This window comes from Bradyrhizobium sp. Ken64, assembly GCF_055807555.1.
Window position 1 is genome coordinate 142,463 of the sequence record NZ_JBVVPA010000018.1, and the last position, 21,091, is coordinate 163,553.

Sequence of the window (21,091 nt, forward strand, 5' to 3'; positions counted from 1 at the left end):
CTGCAGCGCACCGCGAGGGCGCTGCGCTGCGTCCGGGGCACGAGACTCTTCAAAACTTGAACAGCTCCTTAACCCTGCGGTAACCAACCTCGGCGACCAATGGACCGACCTCTGTCCGAAAGCGGCCGCCATGCTCTCCCGTGAAGAACGCACCCCCTTTTCCGAGTGGTGGTGGACCGTCGACAAGCCGCTGATGGGAGCCATCCTGGCGCTGATGCTGACCGGCGTGATCCTGTCGCTGGCGGCGAGCCCGCCGGTTGCGACCCGCATCGGGCTCGATCCCTTCCACTTCTTCAGCCGCCACGTGCTGTTCCTGCTGCCGTCCTGCATCGTGCTGCTCGGGGTGTCCTTCCTGTCGCCGCGCGCGATCCGTCGCTCGGCGCTGATCATCTTCGCGGCCAGCATCATCCTGATCGTGTTGACGCTCGCGATCGGTCCCGAGGTGAAGGGCTCGCGGCGCTGGATCACGCTGATCGGCGTCAATATCCAGGCCTCCGAAATCGCAAAGCCGTCGTTCGTCGTCATCGCCGCCTGGCTGTTTGCGGAATCGACCAAGCGGCCAGAGATGCCGGCGACCTCGATGGCGCTCGCGCTGCTCCTGATGCTGGTCTCGCTTCTCGTCATGGAGCCCGACTTCGGCCAGACCATGCTGATCCTGATGGTGTGGGGCTCGCTGTTCTTCATCGCGGGCATGCGGATGATCTGGGTCTTCGGGCTCGCCGGCCTGGGCGCCGCCGGGCTGTTCAGCGCCTATCTTTTTGTTCCCCACGTCGCTGGTCGCATCAAGCGCTTCATGAATCCGGCTTCGGGCGACACCTTCCAGGTCGATACCGCCATGGAGGCCTTCTACAATGGCGGCTGGTTCGGGCTCGGACCGGGCGAGGGTATCGCCAAGCGCAGCCTGCCGGACAGCCATACCGACTTCGTGTTCGCGGTTGCCGCCGAAGAGTTCGGCATCATCCTGTGCCTCGCGATGCTGGCACTGTTTGCTTTCGTCGTTATCCGCACGCTGTCGCGCGCCTATGCCAACGAGGACATGTTCTCGCGCTTCGCTGCTTCGGGTCTTGCGATCCTGTTCGGCGTGCAGGCCGCCATCAACATGTCGGTCAATCTCCAGCTCATCCCCGCCAAGGGCATGACGCTGCCCTTCATCTCCTATGGCGGCTCCTCGATCGTGTCACTGGCCTATGGTGTCGGCATGATGCTGGCGCTGACGCGGCTGCGCCCGCGCACCGAGGTCGAGGCGAGCGGCCACGCCGAGGCGATGCGCAGCTACGCGTGATTGCGTGTCCCGGACAAGCGCAGCGAATCGGAGCGCAGAGCCGGGACCCAGAATGCCGCAGCAATGGGCCCGGTTCAGCAGCGCACCACGCCGCGAAGGGCGGCGCGTTGCACTGCTCCCGGGCACGAGCATTGTGTGGGCGGCTCGCAATGACGGGGGAGACACTGTAAAACTCCTCGCCATGGACACCTCCCCCCTGATTCTTCTCGCCGCGGGCGGCACCGGCGGCCATCTGTTTCCGGCCGAGGCGCTCGGCGTCGAGCTGATCCGGCGCGGATACCGGGTCCGCCTCGTCACCGACGAGCGCGCGCTGCGCTACAGCGGGCTGTTCACCAAGGACATGATCGACGTCGTATCGAGCGAGACCGCGCGCGGACGCAATCCGCTGCAGCTCGCCTATGCCGGCCTGACGCTGGCGGCCGGAACGTTGTCCGCCTACAGCCTGATCAAGCGACTGAAGCCGGTCGCCGTCGTCGGCTTCGGCGGCTATCCGACGCTGCCGCCGCTGGTCGCGGCAAGATTCGCCGGCGTGCCCGGCATCATCCACGACGCCAATGCCGTGCTCGGTCGCGCCAACCGATTCCTGTCGAGCCGCGTTCGCGCCATCGCGACGTCGTTGCCTGGCGTGCTCGACCGCGATCCGGCGCTATCGGGCAAGACAACGACGGTCGGCACGCCGATGCGCCCCGCAATCCTCGCCGCAGCCGGCGTGCCATATGCCGCGCCTGAAGTGAACGGCCCGCTGCGGCTGCTCGTCGTTGGCGGCAGCCAGGGCGCGCGTATCATGGCCGACATCGTGCCGGGCGCGATCGAGCGCCTCGAGCCCGCACTGTGGAGCCGGCTCGTCCTCACCCAGCAGGTGCGCGACGAGGACATGGCGCGCGTTCGTGCGGTCTACGACAGGCTGAAGATCAAGGCCGAGCTTGCGCCGTTCTTCACCGATCTGCCGGCTCGGCTCGCCTCCAACCATCTGGTGGTGTCGCGCTCGGGCGCGGGCACTGTGGCCGAACTCGCCGCGATCGGGCGGCCTTCGATCCTGGTGCCGCTGCCGGGCGCGATCGACCAGGACCAGTTCGCCAATGCCGGCGTGCTGGCCAAGGTCGACGGTGCGATCCGCATTCCGCAAACCGAGTTTTCCGCCGATCGCCTCGCCGCCGAGATCTCCGCCTTCGCCGCCGAGCCCGCGCGTCTTGCCGCCATGGCGCAGGCCGCCCGTGGCGCCGGCCGGCTCGACGCAGCGGAGCGGCTGGCCGATCTGGTAGCCAAAATCGCGGGAATCTGACGCGAAATTGGCCGGAATTCCTACTTTTGCCGTCATGGCCGGGCTTGTCCCGGCCATCCACGTCTTGCAAGAAGTGGTAAGGATTCGTGGATGCCCGGGACAAGCCCGGGCATGACGAAGGGAACTGCGGGATACGCCATGAGACTGCCGCGCGAGATCGGACCCATCCACTTCGTCGGGATCGGCGGGATCGGCATGAGCGGCATCGCCGAGGTGCTGCTCAATCTCGGCTATTCCGTGCAGGGTTCGGACGCCTCGGACAATTACAATCTCGACCGTCTGCGCAAGAACGGCGCGAGAGTCTCGGTCGGCCACAAGGCGGAGAACGTCGACGGCGCCGACGTCGTCGTGGTCTCCACCGCGATCAAGCGCGACAATCCGGAACTGACCGCGGCGCGCGAACGGCGCATTCCGGTGGTGCGCCGCGCCGAGATGCTGGCCGAGTTGATGCGGCTGAAGAGCTGCGTCGCCATCGCCGGCACGCACGGCAAGACCACCACGACCACGATGGTCGCGACGCTGCTCGACGCCGGCGGTCTCGATCCCACCGTGATCAATGGCGGCATCATCAACGCCTACGGCTCCAACGCGCGGCTTGGCGCCGGCGACTGGATGGTGGTCGAAGCCGACGAGAGCGACGGCACGTTCCTGAAGTTGCCGACCGAGGTCGCGATCGTCACCAATGTCGATCCCGAGCATCTCGATCACTTCAAGACCTTCGAGGCTGTGCAGGACGCGTTCCGCCATTTCGTCGAGAACCTGCCATTCTATGGCTTCGCCGTGATGTGCATCGATCATCCCGTGGTGCAGACTCTTGTCGGCAAGATCGAGGATCGGCGCATCATCACCTACGGCGAGAATCCGCAGGCCGACGTGCGCTTCGTCGACCTCACCCCGATGGGCGGCGGTTCGAAGTTCAAGGTTGCCTTCCGCGATCGCAAGACGGGCGCCGTGCACGAGATCTCCGATCTCATGCTGCCGATGCCGGGACGCCACAATGCCTCCAACGCGACCGCTGCGATTGCGGTCGCGCGCGAACTCGGCGTGTCGGACGAGGCGATCCGCAAGGCGATCGCCGGCTTCGGCGGCGTCAAGCGCCGCTTCACCAAGACCGGCGAGTGGAACGGCGTCACCGTCATCGACGATTACGGCCATCATCCGGTCGAGATCGCGGCGGTGCTGAAGGCGGCGCGGGAATCCACCAGCGGCAAGATCGTCGCCGTCGTGCAGCCGCATCGCTACACCCGGCTGCAGTCGCTGTTCGAGGAATTCTGCACCTGTTTCAATGATGCGGATGCGGTGATCGTCGCCGAGGTCTACGCCGCAGGCGAGGCGCCGATCGAGGGCATCGACCGCGACCATTTCGCCGCGGGTCTGCGCGCCCACGGCCACCGCGAGGTGATCCCGCTGCCGGCTGCGTCCGATCTCGCCGGTATCGTCAAGGGCGTGGCGAAGTCGGGCGATCTCGTCGTGTGCCTAGGGGCCGGCAACATCACGCAATGGGCGTATGCCTTGCCGGATGAGTTGAAGGCGCTGGGGTAGAGCAGTGGGCTTCCCCGACATCACACCCGACCTCAAAGCCGCGATGCCCGATCTTCGTGGCCGGCTGCTGGCGAACCAGTCGCTCGCCGAGCTCACCTGGTTTCGCGTCGGTGGTCCCGCGCAGGTGTTGTTCACGCCGGCGGACGAGGACGATCTCGCCTACTTCCTCGCGCATCTCGCAAGCGACATTCCCGTCTATGTCGTCGGCGTCGGCTCCAACCTGATTGTGCGCGATGGCGGCATGGCGGGCGTGGTGATCCGGCTGGCGCCGCGCGCCTTCGGCGAGGCGAGCGCCTGTGGTGATACAGTCACTGCCGGCGCGGCCGCGCTCGACAAGCGCGTGGCGGAAGTCGCCGCGTCAGCCAATATCGGCGGGCTCGAATTCTATTTCGGCATTCCCGGTACGATCGGCGGCGCGCTACGCATGAACGCGGGCGCCAATGGCGGCGAGACCAGGGACGTGTTGATCGAGGCGCGAGGCGTCGGGCGCGACGGCACGAAGCACATCTTCTCCAACGCCGACATGAAGTTCGTCTACCGCAACAGCGGCGTCGATCCCTCCATCATCTTCACCTCCGCGCGCTTCCGCGGCGAGATCAGGGATGCCGACGCGATCCGCGCGCGCATGGCGGAAGTGCAGACCCATCGCGAGACCGCGCAGCCGATCCGCGAAAAGACCGGCGGCTCGACCTTCAAGAATCCGCCCGGCCATTCCGCCTGGAAGCTGGTCGATGGCGCCGGCTGCCGCGGTTTGCGCGTCGGCGGCGCCGAGGTCTCCGAGATGCACTGCAATTTCCTGATCAACACGGGCAATGCCACCGCGCACGACATCGAGACGCTGGGCGAGACCGTCCGTGAACGGGTGAAGGCAAATTCCGGAATTGAGCTACACTGGGAAATCAAGCGGATCGGAATTCCCGGCTAATTTGGACAAGCGACGAGAAAACATGCGCATTACCATCCTCTTCGGCGGCTCCAACCGCGAACGTCTGGTTTCCGTCGCCTCAGCTCAGGCACTGCATCAGGCGCTACCCGAGGCCGATCTCTGGTGGTGGGATGTCGAGGACAAGGTGCATGTCGTGCAGTCCAGACAGCTGCTCGAACATACCCGCCCCTTCGAGGACGAATTCAAGCCGGGCACGTCAGGCATTCCGCTGGAGCAGGCGCTCGACCAAGCCAGGGCGGAGAACCGCGTGCTGGTGCTCGGCCTGCATGGCGGGCGTGCCGAGAACGGCGAATTGCAGGTGATGTGCGAGGCGCGCGGCGTGCCTTTCACCGGATCGGGCTCGGCCTCCTCGCATCTCGCGTTCGACAAGATCGCGGCCAAGCATTTCGCCGCGCTCGGCGGCGTGTCGCCGCCGGCGAACGTTGCGCTGGACCAGATCGACGAGGCCTTCGCCGAATACGGCCGGCTGATCGCAAAGCCTGCCAGGGATGGCTCGAGCTACGGCCTGATCTTCGTCAACGCCAGGCAGGATCTCGTCGCCGTCCGCAATGCCGCCAAGCACGAAGAGTACGTGATCGAGCCCTACATCGCCGGCGTCGAGGCGACCTGCGGCGTGCTGGAGCGGCCGGATGGCTCGATCATCTCGCTACCGCCGATCGAGATCATTCCGGGCGAGGGCAGTTTCGACTACGCGGCGAAGTACCTCTTGAAGTCGACCCAGGAGATCTGTCCAGGCCGCTTCACGGCGGAGATCACCGCGGCGCTGAAGCAGCAGGCGATGCTGGCGCACCGGGCGATGTCCTGTACCGGCTATTCCCGTTCGGACTTCATCGTCTCGGACAAGGGCCTGGTCTATCTCGAAACCAACACGCTGCCCGGCCTGACCAAGTCCTCGCTCTACCCCAAGGCGCTGAAGGCCGAGGGCATCGCGTTCGTCGACTTCCTGCGCGGCCTGGTCGAGCTCGCTGTGGCCGGTGTGCGAAAATAATTAGGACTGGTTAACGGCCGAACTGGCGAAACGGCCGGTTTTGGAACCCAAAGCCGGTAAAATGCCGGATATTGCGGCATAAATGCCTCACAGGCCTGGGCAAAAAGCTCACGTCGTTAACGAACTTTACCTTTTGTTTACCAGGACGTCCGAAGGTTAACGCTGGCGGCGCATATGACGCTTTGGCTGCCGGCGCGTGGACCGTTGCGGGTGTTGTCACCCCTAGCGAACGCTCTGAAGGGGAGAGGTTTTCTTCTGCTGAAGACCAGCACCCGGCCCGGTAAGTCCGAGACGTCATGTTCGCCAGGACCCGCGCGATGTCGCGGGCAAACTGTTGACGAGCTCGTGCAATGGATGGAGCAGGAAGCCTCACTCGGTCGCTTTTCAGATCGCTGAGGCCCCAAGCTGACCTAAAGGCGGCCGCTATCGGAGCGGTCGTGCTTCTGCGCGAGTGGGTGCAGGACAAGCGCCAGGAAAGAGTTCACGGCGCGCGTGCTGCCGCCAAGGAAAAGACCCGAGTCAAAGCCGCTATCGAGCGCGAGCCGCCGCCGCGGTTGGTCGCGCTTGTCGAGCGCTATCTGCCGCGCCGGGTCGGGATCAGCATGACGGTGCTGCTCCTGATCGGAAGCTGCGGCTTCGGTATCGTCAAGGGCGGCCATCTCCAGGATTTCATCACGGCGGTCAACGACACCCGTAACGCGCTGGCCAATTCCGCCGGCTTCCGCATCACCTCCGTCGTGATCAACGGCCGCAAGCAGCTCAGCCAGGACGAGATCCTCGCGATCGGCGGTGTCAGCGGCCGATCCTCGCTGCTGTTCCTCGACGCCGACGCCGTGCGCGACAAGCTCAAGGCCAATCCCTGGATCGCGGATGCGACCGTGCTGAAGCTCTATCCGGGCCAGCTCATGATCGAGCTCACCGAGCGCAAGGCGTTCGCACTGTGGCAGGAGGCCGGCCGGCTCTCCGTCATCTCCGATGACGGCGCCGTGCTCGAACCCTACGTCTCGCGCCGCTTCCTGTCGCTGCCGCTCGTGGTCGGCAAGGGCGCCGAGACGCAGGCCCGCGACTTCCTCGCTTTGCTGGCGCGCTATCCGCAGGTCAATTCCATCACCAAGGCCGCGATCTTCGTCGGGGAGCGGCGCTGGAACCTGAGGCTCAAGGACGGCCTCGACATCCGCCTGCCCGAACAGGACGTCGGCAACGCGCTTGCGATGCTGTCGAGGCTCGACAAGGAGGACAGGCTGTTCTCCCGCGACATCGTCGCGGTCGACCTGCGCCTGCCCGATCGGCTGGTGGTGCAGCTGTCCGAGGACGCCGCCAAGGCGCGCGACGATTTGTTCAAGGACAAGAAGAAGAAAAAGGCCGGGGACGCTGCATGACCGGTCTTGATCGCACCCAGACACCGAAGACGCGCCCGATGCCGCACAAGCGCGGCGGCCTCGTCGCCTGCCTCGACATTGGCACCAGCAAGATCGCCTGCATGATCGCGCGGCTGAAGCCGTCGGCGCCGAGCGAAGCCCTGCGCGACCGGACCCATGCGGTGGAGCTGATCGGCTACAGCCAGATCCAGTCGCGCGGCATGAAGGCCGGCGCCGTGATCGATCTCGGCGAATGCGAGCAGGCGGTGCGACAGGCCGTCGGGCTCGCGGAGAAAATGGCCAAGGTGCGGGTCGAGTCCGTGCTGCTGTCGGTCTCCGGTGGCCGGCTCTCCGGTCAGCTGGTCGAAGCTGCGGCCGACATCCGCGGCGGCGCCGTGACGCCGGCCGATGTCAGCCGCGTCACCTCTACCGGCATGCGCCACGCCACCGGCGAAGGCCGCACCGTGCTGCACGCGCTGCCGGTCGGCTACACGCTCGACGGCGTCAAAGGCATCCGCGACCCCCGCGGCATGGTTGCGCATCAGTTCGGCATCGACATGAACGTCGTCACCTGCGACGCCACGGTGGCGCGGAACCTGATGCTGGCGGTCGAACGCTGCCACATCAACGTCGAAGCCATGGCGGCGAGCCCCTATGTGGCAGGCCTGTCCGTGCTGACCGACGACGAAGCCGATCTCGGCGCTGCCGTCGTCGAGATGGGCGCAGGCACCACCACGATCGCGGTCTTTTCCGGCGGCCGCTTCGTTCATGCCGCGGGTTTTGCGGTCGGCGGGCAACACATCACGATGGATCTGGCGCGCGGACTCTCCGCGACCATTGCCGATGCCGAGCGAATCAAGACGTTATACGGGACCGTCATCACCGGCGGATCGGACTCGCGTGAGCTGATGTCTGTACCGACAGCCGGTGACGAGCAGGATCTGCCGCAGATCGTCTCCCGCGCTACCATCGCCAACATTGTCAAACATCGTGCCGAGGAAGTCTTCGAAATGGTTCGGGACAAGCTGAAGGATTCGCCCTTCGCCTCGGAGCCCAACGGCCGCGTCGTGCTCTCGGGTGGGGCTTCACAGCTCACCGGTCTCGTCGAGCTCGGAACGCAGATTCTCGGCCGGCCCGTGCGGGTCGGACGTCCGCTCGGTTTCGGCCGGCTGCCCAACGAGGCGAAGAACGCCGCCTTCGCGGTGCCGGCCGGACTGCTCGTCTACCCGCAATATGTTCACCACGAACATGTCGAACCGCGGCATACGCGGCAGCAGGTCAGGACGGGGACCGGCGGGTATTTCGGAAAGGTCGGACGATGGCTACGCGAGGGCTTCTGATGACTCCTTCCCGCAATATTCGATTTTCACCAACTCCCGCGGCCGCCGGCCGGGGCGAACCCACGCGCGCGTGATCGAGAGGCAAACATGACCATCAGCATCAATGTTCCTGATATTCACGAACTGAAGCCCCGCATCACCGTGTTCGGCGTCGGCGGAGCCGGTGGTAACGCCGTCAACAACATGATCACGGCGGGCCTCCAGGGCGTCGATTTCGTGGTCGCCAACACCGACGCGCAGGCGCTGACGATGTCGAAGGCGCAGCGCATCGTGCAGATGGGCACGGCCGCCACGCAAGGGTTGGGCGCAGGTTCGCAGCCGGTGGTCGGCGCGGCCGCGGCCGAAGAAGTCATGGACGAGCTCCGCGACCATCTCTCGGGCGCCAACATGGTGTTCGTCACCGCCGGCATGGGCGGCGGCACCGGTACCGGTGCAGCTCCCGTGATCGCCAAGATCGCGCGCGAGATGGGCATCCTCACGGTCGGCGTCGTGACCAAGCCGTTCCACTTCGAGGGCGGCCGCCGCATGCGCACCGCGGAAGCGGGCATCAACGAGCTGCACAAGGTCGTCGATACGCTGCTGATCATCCCGAACCAGAACCTGTTCCGGGTCGCCAACGAGAAGACCACCTTCGCCGACGCCTTCGCGATGGCCGACCAGGTGCTCTATTCGGGCGTTGCCTGCATCACCGACCTGATGGTCAAGGAAGGCCTGATCAATCTCGACTTCGCCGACGTCCGCGCCGTCATGCGCGAGATGGGCAAGGCGATGATGGGCACCGGCGAAGCCTCCGGCGACAAGCGCGCGCTGACCGCCGCCGAAGCCGCGATCGCCAACCCGCTGATCGACGATAGCTCGATGAAGGGCGCCAAGGGCCTCCTGATCTCCATCACCGGCGGCAAGGATCTCACTTTGTTCGAGGTCGACGAAGCTGCGACCCGCATCCGCGAGGAAGTCGACCAGGACGCCAACATCATCGTCGGCGCCACCTTCGACGAGGCCCTCGACGGCCTGATCCGCGTCTCGGTCGTCGCCACCGGCATCGAGCAGGCCGCGATCGCGCGCAACAGCCAGGCCACCAGCGCTCCCGTGGCGAATCCTGCTCCGCAGGCGCAGCAGGCTCCCGCTGCTCCGGCCGCGGCTGCCGAGAGCCGTCTTGCCGATTTGACCGCACGGCTGCGCGCCGACAATCAGCGCATGGCCGAGCGCGCCCAGAAGTTCGAAGCGCAGAGCCCGGCCGCCGGAACGGGCCAGTTTGCCGCCGCTCCCACGGCTCCGCGTCCGAACGTCGAGCGCGCTGCGCTTGCCGCCATCGCCGCCGCCGTTGCGGACGTCCCGCAGGCCCCCGCGCCGATGCAGACCTATGGCGACGTCACCGTGCGCCCGATCGCGCAAAAGCCCACGCTGTTCCCGGAGCCCGAGCAGGCGCCGATGGCCATGCATGAGCCGATGACGCCGGAAACCTTCATCCCGCCGCAGGCCGAGCGTGCGCCGGTCCGCACGCCGCGGATGCCGCGTATCGAGGAACTTCCGATGCCCGCCCAGGCCGAGCTTCGCCAGGCCCGCGGCGAGCTCGAGGAGGAGACCCCGCAGAAGACCCGGCTGTCGCTGCTCCAGCGCCTCGCCAATGTCGGCCTCGGCCGTCGTGACGAGGAGAGCGAGGCGCCGATCGCGGCCCGCACCGCCGGTCCCGCGATGCCGCCGCTGCCCGATCGCCGCCCCCAGAAGACCGTGGCGCAGCAAATCGCTTCCGCCGAGCCGGTGTCTGAGTATGCCCGTCGTCCCGCGCCGCAGGGGCTGGACATGCACGGTCGTCCCGCGCCTGTTGCCCCGGCGCCACAGGGAGATGACCATCTTGATATCCCGGCCTTCCTGCGGCGGCAGGCGACCTGAGGATTGTTACAATAAGGCAGACGAAAAAAGGTCCCGGCGGGAAGCTTGCCGGGACCTTTTCTTTTGCCCCGTGCATGTCCGGATTGCGTAGCCAAGCAACTGATTTTAAATCATTAATTACGTATTCGATGGTTCAGTAAAACTGCTGAAAACGGCTCCGAACTCCGGTCCAATTTGGTTAAGCCTTGGCGCGAATACGGCGGGTTTGGGGTAACAATCGGTAAAAAAGCGTGAGTTGGCGCTGTTTGAGGCAGTGACTATGGTTTGCCGTGACTTGGGGATACGGATTCGGAAGGAGCGGTCTAGGCCGCTCAGTCGGGTTCAGTATAAGTCGCGATGGTCGTAGTGGGGCGGTTCCTGATGAAATTTAGCCGGCAAACAACGCTTCGTGCGCAAGCCAGTGTGGCAGGCGTCGGCGTTCATTCCGGTCTTCCCGTCACGCTCACGCTTGGGCCTGCGCCTGTCGACGCGGGCTTTGTTTTTGTCCGCACCGGGCTCGAGGGAAGCGACCGCGAAGTCCAGGCCACCGCCGAGCAGGTGATCGCGACCGATTTCGCCACCGTCCTCGGTGATCGCGACGGTCCGCTGGTTTCCACCGCCGAGCATGTGCTTGCTGCACTGCGGGGCATGGGCGTCGACAACGCCATCATCGAGATCGACGGGCCGGAAGTGCCGATCATGGACGGCAGCGCGGCAGCCTTCGTTGCGGCGATCGACCAGGCCGGCATCGTGACCCAGCCGGCACAGCGTCGCTTCATCCAGGTTTTGAAGCCGATCTCGGTCAAGATCGGCGACTCCTTCGGTGAGATCAGGCCCTATGCCGACGGGTTCCGCGCCGAGGTCGAGATCGACTTTACCAATCCTGTCATCGGCCAGCAGAGCTACGCCTTCGACCTGAACCCGGAGCGTTTCCGCCGCGAAGTCGGCCGGGCCCGGACTTTCGGCCTGATGTGCGACGTCGCGCGGCTCTGGAGCGCCGGCTATGCGCTCGGCGCCTCGTTCGACAACACCGTCGTGTTCGACGAGGAGCGGCTGCTCAACACCGAAGGCCTGCGCTACGCCGACGAATGCGCCCGCCACAAGGTGCTGGACGTGATTGGCGACCTCGCGCTGGCCGGTCTGCCGCTGCTCGGCGCCTACCGCTCGGTACGTGGTGGCCACAAGCTCAACCACGCGGTCCTGACTGCGCTGCTCGCCGACCGCACCGCCTGGCGGGTGGTCGAGGGCGAGGCAGCCCGCCGCACCACGCGTCCGGTGACCGAAACCGGTCGCGGCATCGTCGGTGGCCGGATCGCCGCGGTCTACGGGCCGGACGTTTCCTAAAAGAGAAACGGGGCCTGCGAAGACCCGTTGCCATGGGCGTCTTGTGGCGGCTTTCCCCGGGAAACTCCTGGTAACGATGATCGGCTAGGATTGCGGCGCGTTCGCCTTAATCCGGGCGGAATGCCTGCCTATCCGGTTGGTTGAAGATCGTTTTTCGGTTACACCGGCGTGGTCGCACGGCAGGCACCACGGCTATATTTCGCGCCCAGGACGGGGTTCATGGGCTGGCGGACACCGCATCACAGGGCGTCAGGGCAATACTCATGTCGGCACAGCGTATGACGCGCGGATATCTTCAGGCCTGGTCTCGAGAGGTCTCGTCTCGAGCCCGTGGGTTGCTTCAGGTTGTCGCCCTCTTCTTGCTCGCGCTGCCGCTGGCCGGCTGCGGCACCGGCGCGCTTTGGGACAAGTTCATTGCCAAGGACGACACCTTCGTCGAGGAGCCCGCCGACAAGATCTACAATGAGGGCCTGTACCTCATGAACGAGAAGAAGGACATGAAGGCGGCGAACAAGAAGTTCGAAGAGGTCGACCGCCAGCATCCTTATTCCGACTGGGCCCGCAAATCGTTGCTGATGTCGGCCTACGCGTCCTACCAGGGCGGCGACTACGACAGCTGCATCGGCGCGGCCACCCGCTACGTCACGCTGCATCCCGGCAGCCCGGATGCGGCCTACGCGCAATATCTGATCGCCGCCTCGCATTACGACCAGATTCCGGACATCAGCCGCGACCAGACCCGCACCGAGAAGGCGATCGCCTCGCTGGAAGAGGTGGTGCGCAAATATCCGACCTCCGAATATGCGACCTCGGCCAAGGCCAAGATCGAAGGTGCGCGCGACCAGCTCGCCGGCAAGGAAATGAACGTCGGCCGCTACTACGCGCAGAAGCGCGACTACACGGCGGCGATCAACCGTTACAAGGCCGTGGTCACGCAGTACCAGACCACCCGCCATGTCGAGGAGGCGCTGTACCGCCTGACCGAGGCCTATATGGCGATCGGCATCGTCGGCGAGGCCCAGACCGCCGCCGCCGTGCTCGGGCACAATTTTCCTGACAGTCGCTGGTACAAGGACGCCTATAATCTTGTAAAATCAGGCGGTCTCGAACCGAGCGAGAATCAGGGGTCCTGGATTAGCAAGACCTTCAAGAAAATGGGTCTCGGCTAGGAAATAGAATTCCATGCTGGCGCGTCTGTCGATCCGTGACATCGTCCTGATCGAACGGCTCGATATCGAATTCGCACCGGGCCTCGCGGTTTTGACCGGCGAGACCGGTGCGGGCAAATCCATCCTGCTCGATGCCTTTGCGTTGGCGCTCGGCGGCCGCGGCGATGCCGGCCTCGTGCGGCATGGGGCGGAGCAGGGGCAGGTCACTGCCGTATTCGATATCCCAAAAAACCATCCCGCGGCCAAGATCCTCGCGGAGAACGGGCTGGAGGATACCGGCGAGATGATTCTCCGCCGGGTCCAGCTCGCCGACGGCCGCACCCGCGCCTTCATCAACGACCAGGCGATCAGCGTGCAGACGCTGAAGGCGGTCGGGGCCGCCCTGGTCGAGATCCACGGACAGCACGACGAGCGCGCGCTGGTCGATGCCGCCACCCACCGCCGCCTGCTCGACGCCTTCGCCGGTCTCGAAAAGGACGTCTCGGCGGTCGAAGCGCTCTGGGACGCCCGCCGCACCGCCAACAATGCGCTGGAGGAGCATCGCGCCGGCATGGAGCGCGCTGCGCGCGAAGCCGACTACCTCCGTCACGCCTCTGACGAATTGAAGCAGCTCGCGCCCAAGGATGGCGAGGAGACCTCGCTGGCCTCCCGTCGGACCACGATGATGCAGGGCGAGAAGATCGCCTCCGACCTGCGCGAGGCGCAGGAGGCGGTCGGCGGCCACCATTCGCCGGTCGCCTCGCTCTCGGCCGCCGTGCGGCGGCTGGAGCGCCGCGGCGTCAACGCGCCGGCGCTGGTCGAGCCCGCGGTGAGGGCGATCGATATCGCCATCAACGCGCTGGAGGAGGCCGACCAGCATCTGCAGGCGGCGCTTGCCGCCACCGATTTCGATCCCTCGGAGCTCGAACGCATCGAGGAGCGGCTGTTCGCGCTGCGCGCAGCCTCGCGCAAATATTCGACGCCGGTCGACGGGCTCGCCGCGCTTGCCGCCAGATATGCCGCCGATGTCGTTCTGATCGACGCCGGCGCCTCACGGCTGAAGAAGCTGGAGCAGGCCGCGATCGAGGCCGATGCGCGCTATGCGGCGGCCGCCAAGAAGCTGTCGATGGCGCGGCAGAAATCGGCGGAGAAGCTCAACAAGGCGGTCAATGCCGAGCTCGCGCCGCTCAAGCTCGAACGCGCCAAGTTCATGACCCAGGTCCAGACCGACGAGGCAGCTCCGGGGCCGCAAGGGTTCGATCGCGTCGAGTTCTGGGTGCAGACCAACCCGGGCACCAAGCCGGGGCCGATGATGAAGGTCGCCTCCGGCGGCGAGCTGTCGCGTTTCCTGCTGGCGCTCAAGGTCGTGCTGTCCGACCGCGGCTCGGCGCCGACCTTGGTCTTCGACGAGATCGACACCGGCGTCGGCGGCGCGGTCGCGGACGCGATCGGCGGACGGCTGGCGCGGCTCGCCGGCAAGGTCCAGGTGATGGCCGTAACCCACGCCCCGCAGGTCGCCGCCCGTGCCGACCAGCATCTGCTGATCTCCAAGGACGCACTGGACAAGGGCAAGCGCGTCGCCACCCGCGTCAATGCGCTTGCCGCCGACCACCGCCGCGAGGAGATCGCGCGGATGCTCGCCGGCGCCGAGATCACCGCCGAGGCGAGGGCTGCCGCGGACCGGCTGCTCAAGGCGGCGACGGCTTGATTGCCACCGTCATTCCGGGGCGCACGAAGTGCGAACCCGGAATCTCGAGATTCCGGGTCTGGTCCTTCGGACCATCCCGGAATGACTCTTTCAATTGCAGATCGACTCGTAACGATCATCCCAATTCGGATTGTCTTTCTCGATCAGTTGAATCTTCCATGCGCACTTCCACTTCTTCAGCTCTTTTTCGCGCGTTATCGCCGAGACTGGGTCATCATAAGTCTCGAACCAAACCAGCCGCGTGATGTTGTATTTCGCCGTGAAGCCCGGAACGGCTTTGATTTGATGCTCATAGACGCGCCGTATGAGGTCGTTGGTGACGCCCACATAGATTGCTCCGTCGCGCCGGCTTGCTAGGATATAGACGTAATACGCCATGACTCCCGAGCCTTTCTCAACTGTCATTCCGGAGTGTACGAAGAGCGAGCCTGGAATCTCGAGGTTCCGGGTCTGGTCCTTCGGACTATCCCGGAACGACGAGGCACAACCATAAGTATAATGACAAGAGCAGCAAAATCGAAACCAACACCGCTTCGCGACGTCGCCGACCTCACCAAGGCGCAGGCCAAGGTCGAGCACATGCGGCTCGCGCTCGAGATCGAGGGGCACAACGAGCGCTACTACCAGGAGGACGCGCCCACCGTCACCGATGCCGAGTACGACGCGCTGCGCCAGCGCTTCAACGCGATCGAGAAGCGTTTTCCGGAATTCGTCAGTGCAGACTCTCCGTCGCAGAAAGTCGGTGCTGCACCATCAGGCCGCTTCAAGAAGGTGCGGCATGCCGTTCCCATGCTGTCGCTCGACAACGCCTTTGCGGAAGAGGATCTGCGCGACTTCGTCGGTCGTATCGTGCGCTTCCTGAAGCTCGACGACGACAAGATCGATTTCTCCGCCGAGCCGAAGATCGACGGCCTCTCGATGTCGCTGCGCTACGAGGGCGGTGAACTCGTCACCGCGGCGACTCGCGGCGACGGCGCGGTCGGCGAGGACGTCACCGCCAACATCCGCACGCTCGAGGACGTGCCGCAGAAGCTGAAGGGCCGCAACGTCCCCGACATCTGCGAGGTGCGCGGCGAGGTCTACATGACCAAGAAGGCGTTCCTGGCGCTCAACGAGCGGCAGAAGGCGGAAGGCAGCACCATCTTCGCCAATCCGCGCAATTCGGCCGCGGGCTCGCTCCGGCAGAAGGATCCGACCATCACCGCCTCGCGCCCCCTCGGCTTCTTCGCTTATGCCTGGGGTGAGATGAGCGCGATGCCGGAGGGCACGCAGAGCGGCATGATCGGTTGGTTCGAGCGCTGCGGCTTCAAAACCAACCCGCTGACCAAGCTCTGTCACTCCGTCGAGGAGCTGCTGGCGTTTCATCACGCGATCGAGGAGCAGCGCGCAAAGCTCGACTACGACATCGACGGCGTCGTCTACAAGGTCGATCGCATCGACTGGCAGGAACGGCTCGGCTTCGTCTCGCGCACGCCGCGCTGGGGCATTGCCCACAAATTTCCGGCCGAGCGCGCCATGACGGTGCTGCGCGACATCGAGATCCAGGTCGGCCGCACCGGCTCCTTCACGCCGGTGGGCAAGCTCGAACCGGTCGGCGTCGGCGGCGTGATCGTGCAGAACGTCACGCTGCACAACGAGGACTACATCAAGGGCATCGGCAACAAGGGCGAGGTGCTGCGCGAGGGCCGCGACATCAGGATCGGCGACACCGTCGTGATCCAGCGCGCCGGCGACGTCATCCCGCAGGTGGTCGACGTCGTCCTCGACAAGCGGCCGAAGTCTGCCAGGGAATTCCAGTTTCCGAAGAAGTGCCCGTGCCCGCTGCATACCGACGTCGTGCGAGGAGAGACGGCCGCTGGCGAAGAGGAAGCACGCGCCCGTTGTACCGGCGAGTTCGCCTGCCCCTATCAGAAGATCGAGCACCTGAAGCTGTTCGTGTCGCGGCGCGCCTTCGACATCGACGGCCTGGGCGAGAAGCAGCTCCAGTACTTCTTCGACGAGGGTTTTGTGAAGGAGCCAGCCGACATCTTCACGCTGGAAAAGCGCAATTCGAAGCTCAAGCTCGAGGACATAGAGGGTTACGGCGCAACTTCGGTGCGCAATTTGTTCGGCGCGATCGAGAGCCGTCGCAAGATTGCACTGGAGCGCTTTATCTACGCGCTCGGCATGCGCCATATCGGCGAGACCACGGCGCTGGCGCTGGCACGCGGCTACGGCTCCTGGGACGCCTTCCACGACGCCAGCCTGAAGGTCGCCAAGGGCGACGAGGAGGCGATGGCCGAGATGGATGCGCTCGACCAGATCGGCGAGACCGTGATCAAGAGCATCGCCGATTATTTCGGCGAGAGCCACAATCGCGGCATCGTCGAGCGGCTCACCAGGGAAGTCGAGATCATCGACGCCGAGAAGCCGAAGAGCAATTCCGCGGTCGCCGGCAAGACCGTGGTGTTCACAGGCTCGCTGGAGAAGATGACGCGCGACGAGGCCAAGGCCACCGCCGAGCGGCTAGGCGCAAAGGTGTCCGGATCGGTGTCCAAGAAAACCGACCTCGTCGTCGCCGGCCCCGGCGCGGGTTCAAAGCTCGCGGAAGCCAACAAGCATGGCGTCAAGGTGCTGACCGAGGACGAGTGGTTGCAGCTGATCGGGGAGTGATGTTTTCTTCCGTCATTCCGGGGCGATGCGCAGCATCGAACCCGGAATCTCGAGATTCCGGGTTCGCACTTCGTGCGCCCCGGAATGACGACTTAAACCCTCACATCATCCCGCTCTCTTCCTCTTCCGCCTGCCCGATCAGCGTCTCGCTGACCATGATCTCGCGGCGGGGGACGACGAAGATCATCGTGCAGGCGCAGAGCAGGGAGATCGCCAGCACCGCGGCGGTGAGCGGCAGCGTGGTCGCGGAATGGCCGCCGAGATAGGCGCCGAATTGCGACATCAGCGCGCCGATACCCTGCTGCAGGAAGCCCATCGCACCTGATGCGGTGCCGGCGGCCTCGGGACGGATGCTGATCGCGCCGGCGGCCGAGTTCGCCATCACGAAAGCATTGCCGACCATCACGATCATCTGCGTGCCGAACAACCAGGCGGGTGCCTCGTTCCAGCCAGTGAAACTCCACAGCAGGTTCAACAGGCTGCCGCAAAGCTGCAGCGCGAGGCCGAACCAGATCAACTTCTCCAACGAGTGCCTGGGCGCGAAGCGCACGCAGAGCAGATTGCCGACGAGATAGGCAAAACCCGTCGTCGCGAACCACGCGCCGTATTCGGCGCTGGTCCTGCCCATCTGCGTCACCACGATATAGGGGCCGCCGCCTGCGAAGGTGAAGATGATCTGCGAGGCCAGCACCTGGCACATCACGTAGCCGACGAAGGCGCGGTTGCGGATCAGGATGCCGACATCGCCGCGAAAGCCGCTGCCGGCGGCGCGGTCTCGCCGCGTCTCGGGCAGCGCGAATGCGATGCCGACGGCGACGATGATCGCGGCGACGGTGATGGCGTAGAAGATCGCGCGCCAGCCGAATGCGGTTTCGATCAGGCCGCCGGTGAGCGGGGAGACCATCTGCCCGATCATCAGCGCCGCGACGACGAGGCTGATCATCGAGGCGACGCGATCGCGCTCGTAGATGTCGCGGATGATGGCGCGGCTCACCACCATGCCGGCGGCGCCGCCCAGCGCCTGGAAGAAGCGCGCGGCGATCAGCTGCGGCAGGGTCTCGGCGAAGATGCAGCCGACGCTGGCCACCACCATCAGCGCCAGCCCTCCGAGCAGCACCGGCCGCCGTCCGAAACGGTCCGACAGCGGGCCCATGATGAGTTGCGACAGCGCGATGCCGACCATGTACAGCGACACCGTCATCTGTGCGACCGAGATGTCGCTGCCGAATGTCGTCGCCAGCACCGGCAGCGCCGGAACCAGCATGTAAAGCGAGATCGGCGCGATGCCGGTCATGACGACGAGCAGCAGCAACACCACGCGCGAGGTCGCGAGGTTCTTCGCCGTTTCCGACGGCTTGCTGATCATGCCGTGCATGCGTTGTCCGTCTCGTGGAAATTCGAATCGGACTGTAGCGCGCTCGCACAAGACGGATATCGGCGTTTCGGAATGCGGCTATACGGATTCTGGGAGGGTGATAGTGGCGGCGCGATGATGATGATTTGGGCGCGTTTGCATGCCCCAAAACAGGTGTCATTCCCCGCGAAAGCGGGGAATCCAGTATTCCAGAGGCAGTAGTGATTGAATCGAGAGGCCGCGGCGTACTGGATGCCCCGCTTTCGCGGAGCATGACAGCTGTGGTGGAGAAGCAGCCTTGCGCAAAGCGCGTAGTGCCATGCGGCTTCGCGACGACGCGCTTACGCCTTCAGCTCCGCCGTGGCCTGGTCCAGCCAGGCCTTCGTCGTCGCGTCCAGCGCCGGCCGCACCTCGGCCCTGACGCGCGCGTGGTAGGCATTGAGCCAGTCGAGCTCGTCCTTGCCCAGCATGGCCACATCGATCAGCCGGCGGTCGATCGGTGCCAGGGTCAGCGTCTCGAACGCGTTCATCGATTTTTCCGCGCCCTTGATGTCGGCCGCGACCACCAGTTCGAGGTTCTCGATGCGGATGCCGAAACCGTCGGTCTTGTAGTAGCCGGGCTCGTTGGACAGGATCATGCCGCGCTTCAGCGGCGTGGTGCCGAGCTTCGATATCCGCGCCGGTCCTTCGTGCACCGAGAGATAGCTGCCGACGCCGTGGCCGGTGCCATGCTCGAAATCGACGCCGGCGGCCCAGAGATATTGCCGTGCCAGCGTGTCGAGTTGCGCGCCGGTAGCGCCGTCGGGAAAGATCGCGCGGGCGATTGCGATGTGGCCGCGCAGCACACGCGTGAAGCGGTCGCGCATCTCGTCGGTCGGCTCGTCCACGGCCATGGTGCGGGTGACGTCGGTGGTGCCGTCTTCATATTGCGCACCTGAATCGATCAGCAGCAGATCGCCGGGCACGATCCGCCGGTTGCTCTTGCGGGTGACGCGGTAGTGCACGATGGCACCATTCGGGCCGGTGCCCGATATGGTCGGGAACGACACGTCCTTCAGCGCGCCGGTGTCGCGGCGGAACGTCTCCAGCGCCTCGACCGCGTCGATCTCGGTGAGCTTGCCGCTTGCCGCCTCGCGGTCGATGAAGGCGAGGAAGCGCGCCAGCGCCACGGCGTCGCGCCGGTGCGCCGTTTGCGTGCCCTTGATCTCGGTCGGGTTCTTGACCGCTTTGAGCAGCGCGATCGGATCGCTGCCGCGCACCGGCTTGCCGCCGGCGCCTGTGATCAGCCGGCTAAGCGCGTCGGCCGCGGTCGCATTGTCGAGCGCAATCGATCCACCGCTCTTGGCGAGCGCCATCAGCGTCGGCGCCATTGCATCGGGCTCGCGCACGTCGGCGGACTGCTCGAGATGGTCGCGGGTCAGATTGGATAGCTTGCGGTGATCGATGAAGATGGTGGGACGGCCGTCCTTTGGCACCAGCGCATAGGACAGCGGCAGCGGCGTATGCGCGACGTCGGCGCCGCGGATGTTGAAGGTCCAGGCCACGGCATGGCTGTCGGACAGCACCAACGCATCGACGCTGAGCTTGCCGATCTCGCTCCTGATCTGCGTCAGCTTCTCGGCTTCAGTCACGCCGGCATGTTGCATCCCGTGCACCGTGACCGGCGCAATCGGCGGCTGTGGCCGGTCCTGCCAGATCGCATCGACCGGATTGCTGTCGACGGCGACCAGCTCGGCACCGGCCTTGGTGCAGGCGGCGGACAAACGCTCGGCTGCCGCAAAAGTGTGCAGCCACGGATCAAATCCTAGGCGGTCGCCGGCCTTCAGGTGTGCCGACATCCAGCTTTCCGGCGGGGGATCGATCAGAGACTCCACGGCCCAGGCCCTTGAATCGACCTGCTTGGCCGCCTGGATCGTGTAGCGGCCATCGACGAAGACCGCGGCCTCGTGCGTCAGCACCACCGCCAGACCCGCCGAGCCCGTAAAACCGGTCAGCCAGGCCAGACGCTCTTCCGACGGCGGCACATACTCATTCTGCTGCTGATCGGCGCGTGGAATCACGAAACCGGTCAGCTTGCGGCGGGCGAGTTCTTCACGGAGCGCGGCCAGCCGGGCCGTCAATGCGACGCCGGCCTCGGGCTCCTCGAATGTCTGGAAGTGCGCTTCGAACATGGTGGATCACTTTAGGATCATGCGGATCGCTCCGCAATGTAGACGCATTTGAGGTCGCATCTGGCATGGACTGTGCTTGAACAAGTTCCATTCGAATTGAGTGG

15 protein-coding genes are annotated in these 21,091 nt (G+C 65.3%); 12 read left to right on the plus strand and 3 right to left on the minus strand.

Annotated elements, in window-relative coordinates:
• Positions 1-130 precede the first annotated feature (130 nt).
• From ftsW to recN, 11 genes are all read left to right on the plus strand, one after another.
• Entirely contained in the window at positions 131-1,282 is a 1,152-nt protein-coding gene (gene ftsW / locus AC0L2F_RS26740) for a putative lipid II flippase FtsW (RefSeq protein WP_473250435.1), read from the plus strand.
• A 181-nt stretch (positions 1,283-1,463) separates the two neighbouring features.
• Positions 1,464-2,564, plus strand: coding sequence for an undecaprenyldiphospho-muramoylpentapeptide beta-N-acetylglucosaminyltransferase (gene murG / locus AC0L2F_RS26745; protein ID WP_473250436.1), 1,101 nt, complete (start codon positions 1,464-1,466; stop codon positions 2,562-2,564).
• A 138-nt stretch (positions 2,565-2,702) separates the two neighbouring features.
• The gene (murC, locus tag AC0L2F_RS26750; protein ID WP_473250437.1) at positions 2,703-4,106 is read left to right on the plus strand and encodes a UDP-N-acetylmuramate--L-alanine ligase; all 1,404 of its coding nucleotides are present in this window, start codon (positions 2,703-2,705) and stop codon (positions 4,104-4,106) included.
• Between the two features lie 4 nt (positions 4,107-4,110).
• The gene (gene murB, locus AC0L2F_RS26755; RefSeq protein WP_473250438.1) at positions 4,111-5,031 is read left to right on the plus strand and encodes a UDP-N-acetylmuramate dehydrogenase; all 921 of its coding nucleotides are present in this window, start codon (positions 4,111-4,113) and stop codon (positions 5,029-5,031) included.
• A gap of 22 nt (positions 5,032-5,053) precedes the next feature.
• Positions 5,054-6,040: a D-alanine--D-alanine ligase family protein gene (locus AC0L2F_RS26760; RefSeq protein WP_473250439.1), complete on the plus strand. Its 987-nt coding sequence runs from the start codon at positions 5,054-5,056 to the stop codon at positions 6,038-6,040.
• A gap of 350 nt (positions 6,041-6,390) precedes the next feature.
• Positions 6,391-7,419, plus strand: a complete 1,029-nt coding sequence (locus AC0L2F_RS26765; RefSeq protein ID WP_473250440.1) for a cell division protein FtsQ/DivIB — start codon at positions 6,391-6,393, stop codon at positions 7,417-7,419.
• Positions 7,416-8,738, plus strand: coding sequence for a cell division protein FtsA (gene ftsA, locus AC0L2F_RS26770; protein ID WP_007613530.1), 1,323 nt, complete (start codon positions 7,416-7,418; stop codon positions 8,736-8,738). The genes AC0L2F_RS26765 and ftsA overlap by 4 nt, the downstream gene beginning before the upstream one ends.
• Before the next feature lie 87 nt (positions 8,739-8,825).
• Positions 8,826-10,631: a cell division protein FtsZ gene (gene ftsZ, locus AC0L2F_RS26775; protein ID WP_063995230.1), complete on the plus strand. Its 1,806-nt coding sequence runs from the start codon at positions 8,826-8,828 to the stop codon at positions 10,629-10,631.
• A gap of 360 nt (positions 10,632-10,991) precedes the next feature.
• Positions 10,992-11,954: a UDP-3-O-acyl-N-acetylglucosamine deacetylase gene (gene lpxC / locus AC0L2F_RS26780; RefSeq protein WP_473250441.1), complete on the plus strand. Its 963-nt coding sequence runs from the start codon at positions 10,992-10,994 to the stop codon at positions 11,952-11,954.
• 263 nt (positions 11,955-12,217) lie between these two features.
• Positions 12,218-13,123: an outer membrane protein assembly factor BamD gene (locus AC0L2F_RS26785; RefSeq protein WP_063995232.1), complete on the plus strand. Its 906-nt coding sequence runs from the start codon at positions 12,218-12,220 to the stop codon at positions 13,121-13,123.
• Positions 13,124-13,136: 13 nt separating this feature from the next.
• Positions 13,137-14,810 carry a DNA repair protein RecN gene (gene recN / locus AC0L2F_RS26790; RefSeq protein WP_473250442.1) on the plus strand — a complete coding sequence of 558 codons (1,674 nt, stop codon included), beginning with the start codon at positions 13,137-13,139 and terminating at the stop codon, positions 14,808-14,810.
• 90 nt (positions 14,811-14,900) lie between these two features.
• Here the strand turns inward: recN and AC0L2F_RS26795 are convergent, their stop codons facing one another.
• Entirely contained in the window at positions 14,901-15,188 is a 288-nt protein-coding gene (locus AC0L2F_RS26795; protein ID WP_473250443.1) for a GIY-YIG nuclease family protein, read from the minus strand.
• A gap of 120 nt (positions 15,189-15,308) precedes the next feature.
• On the opposite strand from AC0L2F_RS26795, the gene ligA reads away from it, so the two are divergent.
• The gene (gene ligA, locus AC0L2F_RS26800; RefSeq protein ID WP_473250444.1) at positions 15,309-17,462 is read left to right on the plus strand and encodes an NAD-dependent DNA ligase LigA; all 2,154 of its coding nucleotides are present in this window, start codon (positions 15,309-15,311) and stop codon (positions 17,460-17,462) included.
• Positions 17,463-17,562: 100 nt separating this feature from the next.
• On the opposite strand, the gene AC0L2F_RS26805 is transcribed toward ligA, so the two are convergent.
• Both AC0L2F_RS26805 and AC0L2F_RS26810 read right to left on the minus strand, forming a co-directional pair.
• Positions 17,563-18,837 (minus strand): multidrug effflux MFS transporter, encoded by a 1,275-nt coding sequence (locus AC0L2F_RS26805; protein WP_473250445.1) that lies wholly within the window; start codon positions 18,835-18,837, stop codon positions 17,563-17,565.
• A gap of 320 nt (positions 18,838-19,157) precedes the next feature.
• On the minus strand, positions 19,158-20,987 hold the full coding sequence (locus AC0L2F_RS26810) for an aminopeptidase P family protein (RefSeq protein ID WP_473250446.1): 1,830 nt from the start codon (positions 20,985-20,987) through the stop codon (positions 19,158-19,160).
• Between the last annotated feature and the right edge of the window lie 104 nt (positions 20,988-21,091).

What these genes read in the sequence shown, in the direction of transcription:
- ftsW (WP_473250435.1), top strand. Translation starts at nt 131, where the DNA reads ATGCTCTCCCGTGAAGAACGCACCCCCTTTTCCGAGTGGTGGTGGACC.
- murG (WP_473250436.1), top strand. Translation starts at nt 1,464, where the DNA reads ATGGACACCTCCCCCCTGATTCTTCTCGCCGCGGGCGGCACCGGCGGC.
- murC (WP_473250437.1), top strand. Translation starts at nt 2,703, where the DNA reads ATGAGACTGCCGCGCGAGATCGGACCCATCCACTTCGTCGGGATCGGC.
- AC0L2F_RS26760 (WP_473250439.1), top strand. Translation starts at nt 5,054, where the DNA reads ATGCGCATTACCATCCTCTTCGGCGGCTCCAACCGCGAACGTCTGGTT.
- AC0L2F_RS26765 (WP_473250440.1), top strand. Translation starts at nt 6,391, where the DNA reads ATGGATGGAGCAGGAAGCCTCACTCGGTCGCTTTTCAGATCGCTGAGG.
- ftsA (WP_007613530.1), top strand. Translation starts at nt 7,416, where the DNA reads ATGACCGGTCTTGATCGCACCCAGACACCGAAGACGCGCCCGATGCCG.
- ftsZ (WP_063995230.1), top strand. Translation starts at nt 8,826, where the DNA reads ATGACCATCAGCATCAATGTTCCTGATATTCACGAACTGAAGCCCCGC.
- lpxC (WP_473250441.1), top strand. Translation starts at nt 10,992, where the DNA reads ATGAAATTTAGCCGGCAAACAACGCTTCGTGCGCAAGCCAGTGTGGCA.
- AC0L2F_RS26785 (WP_063995232.1), top strand. Translation starts at nt 12,218, where the DNA reads ATGTCGGCACAGCGTATGACGCGCGGATATCTTCAGGCCTGGTCTCGA.
- recN (WP_473250442.1), top strand. Translation starts at nt 13,137, where the DNA reads ATGCTGGCGCGTCTGTCGATCCGTGACATCGTCCTGATCGAACGGCTC.
- AC0L2F_RS26795 (WP_473250443.1), bottom strand. Translation starts at nt 15,188, where the DNA reads ATGGCGTATTACGTCTATATCCTAGCAAGCCGGCGCGACGGAGCAATC.
- ligA (WP_473250444.1), top strand. Translation starts at nt 15,309, where the DNA reads ATGACAAGAGCAGCAAAATCGAAACCAACACCGCTTCGCGACGTCGCC.
- AC0L2F_RS26805 (WP_473250445.1), bottom strand. Translation starts at nt 18,837, where the DNA reads ATGCACGGCATGATCAGCAAGCCGTCGGAAACGGCGAAGAACCTCGCG.
- AC0L2F_RS26810 (WP_473250446.1), bottom strand. Translation starts at nt 20,987, where the DNA reads ATGTTCGAAGCGCACTTCCAGACATTCGAGGAGCCCGAGGCCGGCGTC.